Genomic DNA, 16,759 nt, shown 5'->3' with positions numbered 1-16,759 from the left:
CGTTCCTAAAGACTGAGTGGGAGCGAGTCGTGTTGCCAGGACTCTTGCTCAGCCGGGTGCCCCGAACGGTGTTGGGCACCCTGGTCCCCCGCTTTCGCTCCACCACCGGGCGGCGCGCATCCGGTGCGCGGTCCGGCAAGGTGGGGGCGGGTTTCCTCACGCCGCCGGATCTCCGGTCGGGCCTGGGCGGTCCGATGCCCCGCACCATCACTCTGGTGATGCGGGGGCGGTGCCGTCCGTCGCCTGATCGGGTGTCCGAGGGCGCGTCGCCCGACCGCGATGCTCGCCGCATCGTGCCGGGACATCTTGCGTCGTGGGGTGGTCAGCGGTTTCTGCCAGTGCTGGGCACCCCAGCGGGAGGTATAGGCCGGATCGACCGCGACGATCGCCACGTTCTGTTCGGCTGCCATCGAGACGAGCCGGGCGCGGAGTTTGGCGGTGGGGAAGCGGGAGAGCAGGCGCCGGAAGCGTTTGTTGCGGCCGTGCTTCTCGCGGCTGGTGCCGTCGGTGAAGTCCAGGTCCTCGATGGCGATCGCGGCGGCCCCGCACCGCCGGGTGTGATGGAGCAGCCGGGTCAGGGCGTGCCGGATCTGTGCGTCCCGGTGTGCGGCGGTGCCGGTGAGGTCGTAGAAGAACCGTTGTGGTTCGCCGACCGGGTTGCCGTGCATGTCGAGCTGCCAGGCGGCGAGGTGGTCGTCGTTCATGTCCACGCCCACCACACCCCGCGCCAGCGCCGCCTCCAACGGCAGCATGGGGGCGGCGGCGCGCTGCCAGGACGCGGTCACATACCAGCGGCCGCGCACTGTGTCGTGGTGGATTTGGTAGGCCACCGCCCGGTTCGCGGTGACCCGGTCACGCCACTCCTGCCCCCGGTGCCGGAACGCCACCGTCGCGTCCAGGAGGTAGCGGCCGTGGGGTGCGTTGGCCAGGTGGACCAGCGGGGCGGGGAGTTTGACCGAGACCTGGCCGGTGTCGGTCACGCGGATCGTCTCGTTGCCGAAACGCTTGCCCGTCTCCCCGTCGGCGGTCAGGAACATCCGCTCCGCCCGCCACCGCTCCCGCCACGCCGCTGCGTCCAGCCCGGCCGCCTGAAGGTGGTGGCGGGTGTTCGCGAGGCGCTTGCCGCCGCGCACCACCCGCACACGGCCCGCCTGCCGGTCCGCCTCCACCCCCACGAGACGGTCCTTCAAGGTGTGCAGGCGGCGGGACTTGGCATGCCACTCACCACGCGAGGCATACCCGCGCACCAGCCCTGCCCGCTTGTCGGCCCTGGCGCCCAGCGGCCGGGCAAGCCGCGCCTCAATGGAAGCAATCTGAATACGCAGCCAGGCCAGATGCGCGGCCTGACCGCGCCGGGCCAGCGCCCACTGGTCGTGGGTGGCCTTGGTGATGCTGCCCGCCCACCGCGCCGACGACCTCCCCGTCAGCCCTCGTTTGCGCACCGCCCATGAGGCGGCATCGTGTGCCAGGCCCTGCCGGGAACGTACGGCGAGATCAGCCGCGGCCAGCGACCCCAGGAACACGCCGACCCCAGGAACACGCCGACCCCAGGAACACGCCGACCTCGGTGAGCACCGCCGCGTCCGCATCCGACACCCGCAGCCGGTCCCGAACAGCCACCCCGGCCGGGCCGGGCACCACGAACGGTGCCGCCAACTCCCGCAGTGCGCTCACCCGTCCACCCCCGCCCGGCCGAAGATCCCCGTCACCGCAGTCAACGAGCAGTCTCCACAAAGGTCACCCATTCGACCCAAGAACCCCCGTTCCCCTCCCGACAACGGAGGACCACAGCACACCCCAGGCCGCAGAAGCCCTCGACACACAGCGGAACAACCGCATCCAGCCCGGGCGCTCACTCACGCTCACCAGAAGTCACTCATGCTCAGTAAACCGGCAGCAGTTCCCGACCCCCGGGACGCCGGGTCCGTCGGCCGCGTCCATGAGGGAGGGCAGGCCGAACGCGGCGCACAGGGCCGGCACGCCCCAGCGTGAGACCTGCGGATGGGCCTTTTCCGCACGATTCATCGACGCCAGCCAGCACAGCAGAGGGCGGAACGTGCGGTGTTCCGGACCACTCAGCAGGGTCCGTGGATCTACGGGATGAGCCGTCGGTGCTGGTGCGGTCACTGTCGTACATCCTTCATGGTGTGAGCGGGCCTTCCAGCGGTCCTGGCGGTGACGGCCGAGGGCAGGATTCGGAGACCGGCCGGGGCGGTTTCCCGCCCGTGCGGCCAGCGGCCCGAACCCGCGCCCGGGGTGTCGGCCGGAGCGCGGGGCGGCTCGTCAGACGGCGGACCAGCCGTCGTCGACGGGCAGGATGACGCCGTTGATCATCTCGGCTGCATCGGAGGCGAGGAAGACGATGACGGCGGCCTGCTCCTCCGGGGTGGACCGCCGGCCGGGGTTGCTGCGGAGGATGTCACGCAGGATGGTCGGCCCGTGCGGCGCAGCCCCGCCGTCGGACTGGGCCTGGCCCGACACGGTGTTGACGAGGGCCGTCATCTTCTCGGGTTCCATGCCCAGCGAGTTGGTGAGGATGTTGGTCTGTGTCCCGCCGGGGGCGATGGCATTGGTGCGGATGCCCTGCTTGCGGTACATGACGGCGAGGCTCTTCACCAGGCCCACGACGCCGTGCTTGGAGGCGGTGTAGGCGGTACCGGACACGCTGCCGCGGAACCCGGCCTCGGACGCGGTGAACACGATCCTGCCGTGGCCCGCTGCCAGCATGTGCGGCAGCGCGGCCCGGGTGAGCAGGAAGGGCGCCGTCAGGTTGACCCGTATGACGCGTTCCCACTCGGCGTCCTCGACGTCGGCCAGCGCCGACATGCTGTCCCCGATGCCGGCGTTGTTCACCAGGACGTCCAGGCTGCCGAAGGTCCGCACGGCGGTGGCCACGACCTCGTCCACCACCTGCGGGTCGCTGAGGTCCCCGGCCACCGCGACGGCGGTGCCTCCCGCCGTCTCGATCACCTTCGCTGTCTCGTCGGCACCGGCCTTGTCCAGGTCGGTGACGAGGACTTTCGCGCCTTCCTCGGCGAACATCAGGGCCGCGGCGCGGCCGATGCCCGATGCGGCCCCGGTGACGACAACGCTGCGTCCTTCAAATCCCGTGCCGCTCATGGGTATTCCTCTTCTCTATGTGCGTTTCACGCCGCTGTGCGTGCGGTCTGATCCCGCCTGATGGTCGGCGGTGGTCGTTGCGTTGCGGACCGGTGTCCGCGGGCCCGGCGGCGGTGGGACATGTGATCCGCCGCCGGGCCCGGGATGCGCGCCGTACCCCCTGTCCCCACGGAGCACGGCGCGGTGGGGCCGCCGCCGCTCACAGCGGCCCCAGTCGGTGTGCCCGGGCTCAGTGAGCCGGGGCCTGTGGTGGCTGACCGCGCAGGGCGCTGTCCGCCTCGCCGGTCACCAGGCGACCGGCAGTTCGCGGACGCCGTAGACGGCCATGTCGTGCCGGAGCCGCAGCTCCTCCAGCGGCACCGCCAGCCGCAGCCCGGGCAGCCTGCGCAGCAGGGTGGGCAGCGCCACCTGCAGCTCCATCCGCGCCAGGGACTGGCCCAGGCACTGGTGGGTGCCGTAGCCGAAGGCGACGTGGCCGCGGGAGTTGCGGTCGACGTCCAGGGCATCGGGCCGGTCGAGGAAGGCCGTGTCGCGGTTGCCCGCGGGCAGGTTGACGGTCACCCCTCACCGGCCCGGATGAGCTGTCCGCCGAGGGTGAGGTCCTCGGTGGCGACGCGCCAGACGTGGTCCTGGGGGACCGTCAGGTAGCGCAGCAGTTCCTCGATCGCGTTCGCGACCACGGTCGGGTCGTCAGTGTCACGGATGCGGGCTGCCTGGTCCGGGTGCTCCAGCAGGGCCAGGGTGCCCAGGGCGGTCATGTTGGCCGTGGTCTCGTGGCCGGCGATCAGCAGCATGAGGCCGTCCATCGCCACGTCTTCACGGGTGAGTTCGCCGGTGGCGACCCGCTCGCCGATCAGACGGCTGATGAGGTCGGCGCCCGGCTCGCGCTCCTTGCGCCCCACCAGCTCCAGCAGGTAGCCGAAGAGGGCGCCACTGGCCACCCGCCTGCCCTGCTCCGTGGTGTTCGCGTCGGTCAGGGTGTTGCTGTGCTGCTGGAAGAACTCGTGGTCGGAGTAGGGCACTCCGAGCAACAGGGAGATCACCAGGGACGGGATGGGCAGCGCGTAGTCCCGGACCAGGTCCGCCGGCTGTCCCTTGGCGATCATCTGGTCGAGGAAGTCGTCCGCCATCTTCTGGACGTCCGGGCGCATCCGCTCCACCCGTTTGATCGTCAATTCCCCGGTGAGCATCATCCGCAGCCGGGCGTGCTCGGGGTCGTCCATGCGCTGGAAACTCTGGGGCAGGTCACCGGCCTTCCCGGAAGAAGCCGGGTAGCCGGGACGCCGGTCGTCCGAGCTGAGGCGCGGGTCGCTCAGAGCCGCGCGGATGTCCGCATACCGGCTCACCACCCACAGCGGCTCGCCGTGCGACACCGCCCGCTGGAGCCCTTCGGCCTCACGCCAGTCGGTGTACTCCTGGGGCGGGTCGAAGGGGCAGCGCGCGTCACGCTTGCCGGGGAAGGCGGGTAGGCCGGTCGGGTCGTTCGTGGGGGTTGATGTACTCATGGATGCTCCTGTGGGGGGATTGCTGTGGGGGGTCGGCACCGCACACGGCTGGCGGTGCCTGGTGAGGTGTCGGCGGGCGACGGTCGGCAGGCGTCACTCCGCCAGGTGGATGGCGGCGGCCGGGCAGACCATGGCCGACTCGCGGACCGCCTCGTGCACCTCCGGCGCGGGCGTCTCGTCCAGCAGTACGACCATGCCGTCCTCGTCGCGCTGGTCGAACGCCTCGGGCGCGATCATCGCGCACTGCCCGGAGGCGACACACTTGGGAACGTCTACTTCAACCTTCATGGCATCTCCATTCGTTGGACTGCCTCCCCGCCCTGACCGGGTGGGGGCTCTGGTCAGAAACCGGTCAGGGCCTGCGGTCGGCCGGTTCGTGTCACCAGGCGGCCGGCAGCTCGTGCAGGCCGTAGGTGACCAAGTCGTGCCGGAACCGCAGCTCCGCCAGCGGCGCCGCGAGCCGCAGCCCGGGCAGCCTGCTCAGCAGGGTGGGAAGGGCCACCGGGAGTTCGACGCGGGCCAGGGGCCGGCGCAGGCACTGGTGGATGCCGTAGCCGAAGGCGACGTCGCTGAGTCGTTGAGCTCGCGGTCAGGCGGCGGCAGCGTCACTGGCGGCCGACTCCCATGCGGTGCCGGCCGCGACGAGGGCCCGCATGGCTCGGACGGTCTTCGGCGGCAGGCCCACGGCGAGTACGCCGGCCAGCCGGTCCCCTGTCCGGTAGGCGACGAGGAGCCGCCGCTGCGCCGGGTCGTGTTCCATGACCAGCGCCTCGTCGTGGCCACGGAGGTATCCGTACGCCTGGATCCTCATCCCGTACTGGTCGGACCAGAAGTACGGCACCGGCGCGAACGGCCGCCGCGCGTCCGGCTTCAGCAGGTTGCGGGCGACGGCCATGCCCTGCTCGGCGGCGTTGGTGCGGTGCTCGATGCGCATCGCCGTACCGAAGAGCGGGTTGTGCCAGCGCGCCACGTCCCCGACCCCGTACACACCGGGTGCGGCCGCGCTGAACTCGTCGCAGACCAGTCCGTTGTCCACGGTGAGCCCGCTGCCGGCCAGCCACTCGGTGTTGGGCAGGGAGCCGATAGCCACCAGCACGTCGTCCGCCGGAAGGACGGTTCCGTCGGCCAGCCCGACGCCACGGACCTCGCCCTCGGCGCCGAGGATTCCGGCGACCTGGGCTCCGGTGTGCAGCCAGACCCCGTGGTCGCGGTGGATCTGGGCCAGGAACTGACCGGCCTGTTCACCGACGGCCTGCGCCAGAGGGAGGGGAGCCGCCTCCAGGAGCGTGACCTCCACCCCGAGCCCTCGGGCCACGGCGGCCGCCTCGGCACCGATGAACCCGGCGCCGACGATCACCAGTCTCCGCCCGGGCCGCAGCCGCGCCTTGAACGCCAGAGCGTCCTCCAGGGTGCGCAACGTGTGCACCCCGGCCAGCCCTTCGGTTCCGGGCAGGCCGCGGGGACGGACTCCGGTCGCGATGACCAGGGCGTCGTACGACACGCGGGTGCCGTCGGCCAGAGCCACGGTTCGCCTCGCCGTATCCAGCCCGGTCGCGGTCATGCCCAGACGTAGGTCCAGCCCCAGCGCGTCGATGTCCTCCGGCCGACGCAGTGGCAGCCGGTCCGGCTGCCACTCCCCCGTCAGGATCTGCTTCGACAACGGCGGGCGATCGTACGGCAGATGCTCCTCACCACCGATGAGCGTGAGCCCACCCTGGTACCCCAGCCTGCGCAGCGCCTCCGCAGTGGCCAGCCCGCCCGCCGACGCGCCGACGATGACGACCCGGTTCACGACTCCGCCAGGTGGACGGCGGCGGCCGGGCAGACCATGGCCGACTCTCGGACCGCGTCGTGCAGGTGGGGCACGATCAGCACGTCTGCCCGGAGGCAACACACTTGGGAACATCGACTTTCTCTTTCATCTGGATCTCCTTCGTTGAAGCGCCGGTTCGCGTCCGGATCGCCCAGGTGCGGTGGACACCGGTTCAGGAAGTCGCCGGCCGCGACCACTACTTACGGCTTCGTGACCTCGCACCGCTCCGGCCGAGATGGGCACGGCCCGAGCCGGGCCGACAGCGGCCCTGTGCGTTCCCGAAAAGCGCGCTGTGGCCGCAGCGCGTCGCAGACCATGCCCACGCGTCGGAATACGGCACCGAGGGGCGCGCACGGTGAGCTGCCCCGAGGGGGGCCGGCGACCGGCTTGCTATGGCGATGACCATCGGCGGCATGGGCGTTCGAACAGCCGTGACTGGCGTTTGGTGGAGTGCCAGGCTCATAACGAGCTGCCGCCGCGGCCCACACTAGACAAGTTCACCCGATCTTGCCAAGAAAGAAAACTTGCCAATCCGGAAAGAATCCTGGATGGTGGTCGGCATGACGAAAGAGCCGAGCCTGCGCGAACGGAAGAAGCTGGCGACCCGGGCGGCATTGAGCCGTGCGGCCTGGTCCCTGATGGTCGAGCAGGGACTCGACGCGGCGACCCCGGAGGCGATCGCTGCGGCAGTGGATGTGTCGCCACGCACGTTTCGCAACTACTTCGCCAGTCGCGAGGAGGCGATCCTCGACGGCCTGGTACGCAGCGGCACTTCCCTGCTCGACGCCATGCGCGCCAGGCCCGTGGAGGAGCCGCCGTGGGACTCCCTGACACAGGTACTTCCGTCCTTCGCCGCGCAATACGTCGGTCAACGGGACAACATCGCGGTGCTGATGCGCGTGGTCGGCGAGCAACCGTCAATGCGGGCGCAGCACCTGGTCACGTACGAGCAGGCCGATCAGCAGCTCGCGGAACTCTTCGCCGAACGCACCGGCACCGACGCCGAGCGGGACTTGACTCCCCGCCTGCTGGCCGCCGCAGCAGCTGCCGTGCTGCGGACGTCCATGGAGATGTGGGCACAAGGCCACACCGACGTCGCGCTGCCCGATCTTGTCCGAGAGGGCCTTCTGCACGTGCGCGCCGGCCTTCCCACCGGTGCCGCCGTGGCGGCTTCCTAGCCATCCCCACCTGTGTCGCTGTCCACGCGCCGGGGGCGCGTGATCTCCCAAACCCTTGATGAGGAGGAGCGCCTCATGGTCTCGATTCCATGCACGCTGAACCGATCCGCCTTCCGTCGGCAACGGCTTGCCACCGCACCGGCCGGGCGCCACCGCGTCAACGCACACCGGTCTGCCGGTGCGGCAGCAGAGAGCCCGAGAAACCGATGAGTGCCTTCCACCCCGATCTCCTGCTCGGACGCTTCATCCCCAAGATGTCGTACGGACCCTTGTCCTCGCGCGTCATGCGGAGCCTGAAGCCGCGCCCGGCCGCCCCTGGGACAGGGCTCACCGTTCAGGAGCTGGTCGTGCCCGGGCCGAAGGGCGCACCGTCCGTCTCGCTCCGCGTCTTCCAGCCGACCGGCTTGAGGGCGGCTGCTCCGGCCCTGCTGTGGATACACGGCGGCGGCCTCATCTTCGGAGCCCCGGAGCAGGACGACCGGACCAGCATCGCCTTCGCCCGCGAACTCGGCATCACCGTCGCCGCGGTCCGCTATCGACGGGCGTCGGACAGTCCCGCGCCCGCCGCGGCCGAGGACGCCTACGCCGCGCTGCTCGGCCTGACGGCGCGGGCGAACGACCTCCACATCGACATCGACCGCATCGCGATCGGCGGTGCCAGCGCGGGTGGCGGAATCGCCGCGGCCCTCGCACTGCTCGCCCATGACCGTGCCGAGATCCGGCCGGTGTTCCAACTGCTGGTCTACCCGATGCTCGACGACCGCACGACGACGAGAACGGACCTGGACACGCGGAACATGCGTCTCTGGACTCCCAAAAGCAACCAGTACGGCTGGTCGTCCTACCTCGGCGACGCCGTAGCGGGCCCGGATGTCTCCCCGTACGCGGCCGCAGCCCGCCGCGAGGACCTCACCGGGCTTCCTCCGGCCTGGATCGGCGTGGGCACCCTCGATCTCTTCCACGACGAGGACGTCGAGTACGCGCGCCGCCTCAGCGACAGGAAAGTCCCCTGCGAACTCCACATCGTTCCCGGCGCGTTCCACGGGTTCGACGCGGTGTTCCCCAAGGCCGACGTTTCCCAGCAGTTCTGGCGCCGGCAGGCGCGGGCGCTGGATGCCGCGCTGTACGGCTGACGCACATCGGCGCGCCACTCCGCGCCACGTACGGGACGGCCCCATCGGTCAGCACCCGCATCGCCATCGATGTCCTTCAGACCCCGACGACTGCACCTGCGCAGAGCGCTGCCCGTTCGGGCTGAACACCACACCTTTGCACAGCGCGGAGAAGGCGCCTGCGCCTTGCGCCCCAGCACATCCACCAGGAGCACATCATGGAAACACCGACCCCCGTCCGCGATGCCAGCGGGCGCGAGCCGGGTTCGCCCGAGGCGGGTACATCCGACGCGGACAGGAAGATGAAGATCGTCAAGTACGTCTTCCTCTTCGTCATGCCCTTCCTCATGGTCACGATGATGTACGCGACGTACATGGGCACCATGCACTCGCCGCAGACCCGGGACATGCCGGTCGCCGTCGTCGGCTCGGGGGCCGTGGCCCAGTCCGTCGTCGACGAGCTGGCCTCCGCCAAGGACGGAGCCGCCGAACCCCGGCTGGTCGCCGACCGCACGGAGGCACTCGACCAGCTCAAGGACCGTGGCGTCGCCGGCGTACTGCAGATCCCCGCGGACGGCGCCACCGAAGCGACCCTCTACACGGCCCAGGGAGCCGGCGCCTCACAGGCATCAACGGTCAAGCAGCTCCTCGCCCCGGTGGCAGCGGGTCACGACTGGACGACCAAGACCGAGGACATCGCGCCCCTGCCCGCCGGAGACAGCGCGGGCATCGCGGTGCTGTTCGCCGCGATCGGCATGATGATGGTCGGGTACTCCCCGCTGAGCGGCATGATCGCGGCGGTGCCCCATCTGCTCTCCGTGCGCAGGTTCCTGCCGATACTGGCCGGCTGGGCGGTGGCGACCAGCTCGCTGATCTGGCTGATCCTGGGGCCGATCGTGGGCGCCATCGACGGCCACTATCTGCAGTTCGTCGGAGTCGGCCTGCTCGCGACCGGCGCGGTGGCCCTCAGCCAGCTGCTGTTCGTGAAACTCATCGGCGGACTGGCGGTGCTGCCCGGCATGCTGCTGTGGATGGTCTTCGGGGTGCCCGCCTCCAACCTCGCCATGCCGATCCACTCGATGCCCGGCTTCTTCGGCTTCCTGCACAACGTGCTGCCGCTGCCGGCCGCGGGCGAGGCGCTGCGCTCCATCGTCTACTTCAACGGCCGCGGCGTCGGCACCCACCTGCTCACCCTCGCCGTCTGGCTCGTAGCCGCCCTCGCGCTCAACGTCCTGGTGGAGCGCCGCAAGGGGCTCACCATTCCAAACACCGAGGCGACCGACGACCCCCACTTCCCCCGGCCCGCGATGGCCGGTGGACCGGTGCGCTCCAAGCGGCTCCGGTACTTCGCGGTGGCCGCCTTCCCGCTGACCATCCTCACCGCCGTCGTCGGCCTGATGAGCGCCTCCCTGCACGAGCCGCAGGTCCGCGACATGCCCGTCGTGGTCGTCGGCGCCTCGCAGGAACAGGCCACGCAGGCGGCCCGCGGTCTGCAGGACGGCCTGGGCGACCTGCTCTCCCTGACCACCAGCACCTCCCTCGACGCGGCGACGGACCAGATCCGCGAGGGCAAGACCGTCGGCGTGTACGTCCTGCCCACCTCAAGGGGCGGCGAGGCCACGCTGTACACCTCCTCGGCCGCGGGCGTGAGCCAGAACACCGCGCTGCAGGCGATGTTCCAACAGATCTCGGCGAGCCAGAAAGCCCCGCTGGAACTGACCGACGTCCAGCCGCTGAACGCCTCCGACTCCAACGGCAGCAACAGCATGTACGCGGCCATGGCCTGGATCATGGCCGGCTTCCTGATCATGGCGGTGCTGCGCGGCGGCGCGCCCGAGATCAACCGGCTGCGACAGCTGCTGCCGATGCTGGCCGGCTGGGCGGTCGGCATGGCCGTATGGCTGTGGTTCCTCTTCGACGTCCTGATCGGCGCGATCAACGGCCACGCCGGGGCGATGATCGGCTTCGGAGCACTGACGATCTTCAGCATCTCGATGTTCACCGGAGTCTTCACCCGCATCCTCGGCATCGCCGGCATCATCCCCGTACTGGTGATCGCGATATTGGTCGGGGTCCCCGCCTCCGGCGGAGGTATCTCGCTCTACATGGTCCCCGAGCTCTTCCGCGACCTGAACGACGTCCTGCCCCTGCCGGCCGCGGTCGACATCGTCCGCGCCACGGTCTACTTCGACCACTCCGGTGTCGCCGGCCACCTCGCGACCATCGCCGCCTGGGGCGCCGTGTGCCTGCTGCTGCACGTGCTGATCGACCGGGGCATCGCCCGTCGCAACCGCAAGGACGGTGCGGACGGCGGCCCCGACACGCCCCAGGGCGGTCAGGAAGCCGAGAGGCCCGCCCCCGAGCCGCTCGACCGGACCGGCATCGCCTGAGGCACCCTGCGCGCCGTCGCCCCGGGGCGCAGGCGGACCACGCCGACGTTCCTGACCGGGGTCCCGGTCCGACCGGACGGGGACCCCGGCACGATGCACCGATGCACCAGAAGCGGCTCCGATAGAGGTGCACCGGGCCGCCAGGAGGTCAACGCGGTAGCGGGCTGGTGGCCGAGGCGACGGCCAGTGCCGCCGCGACCTGTCGGACACAGAACAGCCCTGACCGCCGACCTCACACTCCCGAGCGTAGGAAGCCTCCCGGCAGATGCCGGGAGGCTTCCTCTCGGGCCCGTCACTCTCGTTGTGCCTGAGATTGTCGATCGGCCGTCCTCTACCGCTCAGAGCACGGTGCCCACCTCTTCGGTCAACGTCCGCAGGAGGTTGTCCTGGAACGCCTCGTCGTGCACTGCGCGGTGCGGCTGCTGCCGCTGGCGGTGATACCAGTAGCCGCCGGTCGTCAGGGCCTGCGGTTCGTCGCTCGACGCAAGCCACTCTTGCGTTTGACGACCGAGCTCCAGGTCATCCGGTGCGTGCGGTCCGCCCATCTTGGTCGGCACCCAGCCCGGATCCACGGCGTTGCTCAGCACTCCTGGGCGCAGACGGGCCACTGCGGCCGCAAGCGTCGTGACGAACAGCTTGCTGTCGGAGTACGAGCCCGCGCTCTCGCCCCGCCAGTCGACGCCGGCGAGCGCGGGGCGACCACCGAAATGCGAGCCGCTGCTCAGGTACACCAGCCGACGCGGCCCGCGGAGCAGGGCCGTGAGCAGGTACGGCGCGATGATGTTGACCGGCATGACCGCCGGTCCGCTCCACACGCCGGCGTTGTGGATGACCGCGTCGAGGGGCTTGGCGTCATTCAGTTCGGCGGCGATGCGCCGTACGGCGTCACGGTCAGTGAAGTCGCCCACCACAAGGTGCGCCCCACGGGTGACCAGCGCGTCGAGGCCCGCCGCGCGCTCCCGGTTCCGGGCGTGCACCACCACGTCGTGGCCCGCGGACAACAGTGAAGCCGCCGCGGCGCGTCCAAGGCCGTCCGCGGAACCGGTCACCAGGATTCGACTCACCATCGCACCGCCTCTCGGACGCGCGAGATCCGGGCGGGCGCCACGACGGGGAGCGTGAGCGCCGCGCCCACCGTCGCCCCCAGCAAGGTCACGCCGAGGGGCGCTTGAACGGCCGCTTTGTCCCGCTCGTCGGCGCGGACGTTGTCGGCAGTGCGCATGTCCGCTCTTCGCATGGACGTGTCTCCTTGCTTTCATGGGGCCCAGTCGCGCTTTGCTCCGGTTCGAAGATCGAGAACGTCAGGGAAGGGCGGTCTTGTTTCCGTGACTGGCATGAGCCTCGCACTCACGGACCGAGATCAACTCCCTCAACGTCGGCCACGGGAGGCGGTGGTGAGTCCGTGACGACGCTCCGCTGCACACACGCAGCCGTCGACCGCCACGGCAACGCCACGCCCGAGCCGGTCGCGGATGGAGCGGATGATGACAGTGCTCAGGTCAGGGGCGTGGAGGGAGATCGCTCCAGGGGTGTGGCCGCCTGGTCGACGTATCCGGTGTACCCGTTGTTCGTCATGGTCCTCCGCTGACGGTCACACCGCACGGACCACTCGCACACCGACGACACCGAAGTCACTTGGTACGCAAGGTGTCGAGGAGTCGGGGCGATGCCTGGAGTGCCGTGCGTTGCATCAGGTCGAGGACTCCTCGGGTGCCTGCCATCTCCGATCCCCCGCCGGCCCGGCCGGGGCCTCCGTGTCGCAGGGCGGGGAGCGGTGATCCGTGGCCGGTGGTCTGCGTCATGTTCGCCGAGTCCATGAGGTGCAGCCGGCCGTGCCAGGGGGCCGCCTCCCGTACGAAGGCGGTCGTCCAGTCGAGGTCGTCGCCGACGACCGAGGCGGCCAGGCTGCCCCGGCCGCGGGCCACCAGGTCCATGGCGTGGGCGGTGTCGCGGTAGGCCAGCACGGTCGCGGCCGGTCCGAAGGGCTCCACCTCGTGGGGCGCGGCGGCGTCCGGGTCCGCGGAGATGAGGAGGGTGTCCAGGAAAGCCCCCCGCTGTGGGTCGGCGTCGACCACCCGCACCTTGTCCGGGTCACCGTGGACGAGGTGTCCGGACTCCGCGATCCGCCGCACCGCGCGGCGTACGTCGTCGCGCTGCGCGAGGCTGACGACCGCCCCCATCCGCACTCCTTTCGCGGTGGGGTTGCCGATGGTCACCCCGGCGAGCTCGGATGCGACGGCGTCGAGCGTGGCTGCCTCGTGCTCCCGTGGGACGAGGACGCGGCGGATCGCGGTGCACTTCTGGCCCGCCTTGACCGTCATCTCGGTCACGACCTCGCGTACGAACGCCTCGAAGAGCGGCGTTCCGGGCGTGACGTCCGGGGCCAGCACGATGGCGTTGACGGAGTCGGCCTCCGCGTTGAAGCGTACGGAGCGGGCCACCAGGTTGGGATGTGTGCGCAGCGTCTGTGCGGTGGCGGCCGAGCCGGTGAAGGAGAGGATGTCCTGCTCCCCGAGCAGACCGAGTGCCGGACGCACCGAGCCGACGACCAGCTGCAGGGAGCCGGGCGGCAGGACACCGGCGTCGGTGACGATCCGCACGAGGTGTTCGGTGAGGTAGGCGGTGGGGGTGGCCGGCTTGATCACGCTGGGCAGGCCGGCCAGCAGCGCCTGGGCCAGCTTCTCCAGGGGTGCCCAGACCGGGAAGTTGAAGGCGTTCACCTGAAGCATCAGGCCCGGTGAGGGGGTGACGAGGTGGACGCCGAGGAAGTCCTCGCCCCGGGCGAGGCGTTCGGCGGGGCCTTCGAGAAGGTGGGGCGCGTCCGGCAGTTCGGTGCGTGTCCGGATCGCGTAGTCGCGCAGGACGCGGATGCCGCCGTCGACGTCGTAGCGGGCGTCCGCCATGGTGGCTCCGGCGCGGGTCGACAGGGCGTACAGCTCCTCGCGGCGTGCGCGGACAGCCGCGGCGACCGCGTCCAGCAGGTCTGCTCGCTGGTGGAAGGTCAGCACCCGGAGTGCCTGGCCGCCGGCGTGGCGGGCGTGGTCGAACGCGGCCACCAGGTCGAGGCCCGTGGAGGAGACGCGGCAGACCAACTCTCCGGTGACGGCGTCGTGCACGTCGGCCGCGGAGGCTTCGGTGGCCGCCGGCGCAGCCCAGGTGTCCTGCAGATAGCTCTCGAGAAGCATGGGATGCGGCCCGCTTTCGTCGGAGGGGTCGGGGTTGACTACGTGGAGGGGCGGCTCGCCCCGCAGTCCGCTACGGGACCGGGTGGTGACCCCAGATGTCGGCCGTGTACGTACGGCTGACCCAGGTGCTCTCGTCGACCTGCACGCCGCCCGTGCCGATCTCGATGCCGAAGCCGGCGGGCGACTTCATGTAGAACGAGAACATCCCGTCGTTGGCGTGCTTGCCGAGGGTCGCCATGAGTTCGACGTCGTGCTCGCGCGTGCGGTCGAGGGCGCGGCCGACCTCCTCCGGGCTGGTCACTTCGCACAGGATGTGGTGGGTGCCCTCGTTCTTGTACGAGCGGATGAAGGCGATGCTGTGGTGCCGGGGGTTGCAGCCGAGGAAGTAGAACGTGCCCCAGGGGTAGTCGGCGGTGTCGCTGAGCCGGAAGCCCAGGACATCGCAGTAGAAGTCCACCGCCTCCTGGACGTGCGGCGTCTTCATCACCACGTGCCCGAGTCCCTGCTCGCCGGTCACGAAGTCGACGCCCAGCGGTGACACGAACTGGCTCGGGGCGAGACGACGGCCGCAGAACAGCTCGGTGCGGATGCCGAGGGGGCCGTCGAAGTGCACCATGCGGGTCACCTGCCGGTCCCGGCATTCCTCCTCGGTGCCGGCCATCACGTCGACGCCGGACTCCTTGAGGCGCACCGTCATCTCGTCGATCGCCGCCCCGTCACGGACCTCCCAGCCGATGACCGTGACGCCACCGGTCTCCGCCTCCGTCAGCCACATGCGGAACGGATGCTGGTCCATCCGCAGGCGATGGCGCACAGGCCCACCAGGGTCCCCGGGCTCGACCGCGAGACCTATCACTGTGCGGGCGTACTCCGCCCACGCTGTCGGATCGGGCGTGCCGATCCCCACGTAACCAAGGCTCTGGATCGTCATGGCGAAGACCGTATTTGTTAGACCCTTGACGGTCAAGGCTCTGACGAATACCTTGCCGTCATCGAGCCGAGGAGGACTCCGATGCCGGAGAAACCCCGCCTGCAGCCCGTCGACGAGACCGACCTGCAGGAGAAGACACTGGCGTCGCTGGCGCCGTACCGCGACCAGGACGGCCGGATCCACACGATCTGGGCGACCCTGGCCCACCACGAGGACGCACTGCGCCGCTACCTCGTCTTCAGCAACCACGTGCTGGGCAAGAACACCCTGCCGCTGCCGTCCCGGGAGCTGATGATCCTGCGGATCGCCGCCCGGGCGCAGGCGGCCTACGAGTGGGACCAGCACGTGCGTATCGCCCGCCGGGCCGGCCTGTCCGACGAGTCGATCCTGGCGGCCGCGACCGGCGCCTGGGACGGACTCGGCGACCTCGACCGGGTGCTGCTCACCGCCACCGACTCGCTCGTCGACCGGCAGGGCGTGGACGACGAGCTGTGGAACAGGCTGACGGACCACCTGAGTACCGAGCAGGTCATCGACGTCCTCTACACCGTCGGCCAGTACCTGACCATCGCCACCGTCATCAACACGCTCGGCGTCCAGGTCGAGGGCGACCTCACCCTGCCCCTCCCCCACACCGCCGACCAGGCCGTTCAGAAGGAAGTGCCCGCATGAAGCTCGCCAACCTCGCCGACCGCCCCGTCGTCGTGCGCGAGGACCGTGCCCTCGACATCGCCGACGCGAGCAAGGGGGCGATCGAGCCGCGCCTGGAGGTGCTGGCCGACCTGTCCCTCCAGGACGAGCTGCGCACCCTCGCCGAGAGGGCCGCGGAGGCGGACTGGCGGGAGTTCGACCCGCGCGAACTGGGCCGGGTCGCCAAGCCGTACAAGGCCATCGGGGTCGCCCTCAACTACCGGGCGCACGCCGAGGAGTCGAATCTCCCGGTCCCCGACGAGCCGTCGGTGTTCGCCAAGTTCGCGTCGTCCGTGGTCGGCCCCTACGACGCGATCGTCGTGGAGCCGCAGTACGACAAGGTCGACTACGAGGCCGAACTCGTGGTCGTCATGGGCCGTACCGGCAAGAACATCTCGCAGGCCGATGCCTGGTCGTACGTGGCGGGCGTGACCGCCGGCCAGGACATCAGCGACCGCAAGGAGCAGTGGCGCAAGCCGATCAACCAGTTCACGCTGCCGAAGTCGTACGACACCTTCAGCCCGATCGGCCCGTACCTGGTGACCCTCGACGAGTTCGAGGACCCGGACGACATCGAGGTGGCCGGCTGGGTCGACGACCTCGAAGTGCAGCGCGGCCGCACCTCCGACCTCATCTTCAGCGTGCCCGAACTGATCGCCTGGCTGTCGAAGCGGGTGACGTTCGAGCCGGGCGACCTGATCTTCACCGGCACCCCGGCCGGCTGCGGAGTCCGCCGTACACCCCGCCTCTACCTCACCGAGGGCAAGGTCCTGCGGACCGAGGTCACCGGCGTCGGCACTATGGTCAACCCGGTCATCGCCGGTTGAAATCGAAC

16 protein-coding genes are annotated in these 16,759 nt (G+C 70.3%); 5 read left to right on the top strand and 11 right to left on the bottom strand.

Annotation, left to right across the window (positions count from 1 at the left end; all coding sequences use genetic code 11):
• Positions 1 to 5 precede the first annotated feature (5 nt).
• The 7 genes from HDA41_RS32630 to HDA41_RS32610 form a co-directional block, all read right to left on the bottom strand.
• Positions 6 to 1,523 carry an IS200/IS605 family accessory protein TnpB-related protein gene (locus HDA41_RS32630; RefSeq protein ID WP_376706829.1) on the bottom strand — a complete coding sequence of 506 codons (1,518 nt, stop codon included), beginning with the start codon at positions 1,521 to 1,523 and terminating at the stop codon, positions 6 to 8.
• 760 nt (positions 1,524 to 2,283) lie between these two features.
• Positions 2,284 to 3,120 carry an SDR family NAD(P)-dependent oxidoreductase gene (locus HDA41_RS32625; protein ID WP_184990383.1) on the bottom strand — a complete coding sequence of 279 codons (837 nt, stop codon included), beginning with the start codon at positions 3,118 to 3,120 and terminating at the stop codon, positions 2,284 to 2,286.
• 285 nt (positions 3,121 to 3,405) lie between these two features.
• Positions 3,406 to 3,681 (bottom strand): cytochrome P450, encoded by a 276-nt coding sequence (locus HDA41_RS42400; protein ID WP_311772167.1) that lies wholly within the window; start codon positions 3,679 to 3,681, stop codon positions 3,406 to 3,408.
• Positions 3,678 to 4,625 (bottom strand): cytochrome P450, encoded by a 948-nt coding sequence (locus HDA41_RS32620; protein ID WP_311772166.1) that lies wholly within the window; start codon positions 4,623 to 4,625, stop codon positions 3,678 to 3,680. The genes HDA41_RS42400 and HDA41_RS32620 overlap by 4 nt, the downstream gene beginning before the upstream one ends.
• Before the next feature lie 93 nt (positions 4,626 to 4,718).
• Entirely contained in the window at positions 4,719 to 4,913 is a 195-nt protein-coding gene (locus tag HDA41_RS32615) for a ferredoxin (protein ID WP_184990381.1), read from the bottom strand.
• A gap of 91 nt (positions 4,914 to 5,004) precedes the next feature.
• Positions 5,005 to 5,127 (bottom strand): hypothetical protein, encoded by a 123-nt coding sequence (locus tag HDA41_RS41750; protein WP_435835662.1) that lies wholly within the window; start codon positions 5,125 to 5,127, stop codon positions 5,005 to 5,007.
• An 87-nt stretch (positions 5,128 to 5,214) separates the two neighbouring features.
• Complete coding sequence (locus HDA41_RS32610; protein WP_184990379.1) at positions 5,215 to 6,417, bottom strand: NAD(P)/FAD-dependent oxidoreductase; 1,203 nt, start codon at positions 6,415 to 6,417, stop codon at positions 5,215 to 5,217.
• Positions 6,418 to 6,998: 581 nt separating this feature from the next.
• Between HDA41_RS32610 and HDA41_RS32605 the strand changes: the two genes are divergently transcribed.
• The 3 genes from HDA41_RS32605 to HDA41_RS32595 all read left to right on the top strand — a co-directional run bounded on the left by HDA41_RS32605 (position 6,999) and on the right by HDA41_RS32595 (position 11,118).
• The gene (locus HDA41_RS32605; RefSeq protein WP_184990377.1) at positions 6,999 to 7,616 is read left to right on the top strand and encodes a TetR/AcrR family transcriptional regulator; all 618 of its coding nucleotides are present in this window, start codon (positions 6,999 to 7,001) and stop codon (positions 7,614 to 7,616) included.
• Between the two features lie 347 nt (positions 7,617 to 7,963).
• Positions 7,964 to 8,749 (top strand): alpha/beta hydrolase, encoded by a 786-nt coding sequence (locus HDA41_RS32600; protein ID WP_221511656.1) that lies wholly within the window; start codon positions 7,964 to 7,966, stop codon positions 8,747 to 8,749.
• Positions 8,750 to 8,946: 197 nt separating this feature from the next.
• A complete protein-coding gene (locus HDA41_RS32595) occupies positions 8,947 to 11,118 on the top strand; it encodes an ABC transporter permease (RefSeq protein ID WP_184990373.1) in 2,172 nt (723 codons plus the stop codon).
• Positions 11,119 to 11,456: 338 nt separating this feature from the next.
• On the opposite strand, the gene HDA41_RS32590 is transcribed toward HDA41_RS32595, so the two are convergent.
• The 4 genes from HDA41_RS32590 to HDA41_RS32575 all read right to left on the bottom strand — a co-directional run bounded on the left by HDA41_RS32590 (position 11,457) and on the right by HDA41_RS32575 (position 15,234).
• On the bottom strand, positions 11,457 to 12,182 hold the full coding sequence (locus tag HDA41_RS32590) for an SDR family NAD(P)-dependent oxidoreductase (RefSeq protein WP_184993921.1): 726 nt from the start codon (positions 12,180 to 12,182) through the stop codon (positions 11,457 to 11,459).
• On the bottom strand, positions 12,179 to 12,355 hold the full coding sequence (locus tag HDA41_RS32585; RefSeq protein ID WP_184990371.1) for a hypothetical protein: 177 nt from the start codon (positions 12,353 to 12,355) through the stop codon (positions 12,179 to 12,181). The genes HDA41_RS32590 and HDA41_RS32585 overlap by 4 nt, the downstream gene beginning before the upstream one ends.
• Before the next feature lie 394 nt (positions 12,356 to 12,749).
• Positions 12,750 to 14,303 carry a phenylacetic acid degradation bifunctional protein PaaZ gene (gene paaZ / locus HDA41_RS32580; RefSeq protein ID WP_184990369.1) on the bottom strand — a complete coding sequence of 518 codons (1,554 nt, stop codon included), beginning with the start codon at positions 14,301 to 14,303 and terminating at the stop codon, positions 12,750 to 12,752.
• A gap of 70 nt (positions 14,304 to 14,373) precedes the next feature.
• On the bottom strand, positions 14,374 to 15,234 hold the full coding sequence (locus HDA41_RS32575) for a VOC family protein (RefSeq protein ID WP_376706828.1): 861 nt from the start codon (positions 15,232 to 15,234) through the stop codon (positions 14,374 to 14,376).
• A gap of 81 nt (positions 15,235 to 15,315) precedes the next feature.
• Here HDA41_RS32575 and HDA41_RS32570 point away from each other — a divergent pair, with 81 nt between their 5' ends.
• Positions 15,316 to 15,906, top strand: a complete 591-nt coding sequence (locus HDA41_RS32570; protein ID WP_184990365.1) for a carboxymuconolactone decarboxylase family protein — start codon at positions 15,316 to 15,318, stop codon at positions 15,904 to 15,906.
• On the top strand, positions 15,903 to 16,751 hold the full coding sequence (locus HDA41_RS32565; protein ID WP_184990363.1) for a fumarylacetoacetate hydrolase family protein: 849 nt from the start codon (positions 15,903 to 15,905) through the stop codon (positions 16,749 to 16,751). The genes HDA41_RS32570 and HDA41_RS32565 overlap by 4 nt, the downstream gene beginning before the upstream one ends.
• The last annotated feature ends 8 nt before the right edge of the window (positions 16,752 to 16,759 follow it).

It is taken from the genome of Streptomyces caelestis (genome assembly GCF_014205255.1).
Lineage (GTDB): Bacteria > Actinomycetota > Actinomycetes > Streptomycetales > Streptomycetaceae > Streptomyces > Streptomyces caelestis.
Note: the sequence above shows the minus strand (reverse complement) of the source record. Positions and strands in the feature narration are given on the sequence as shown.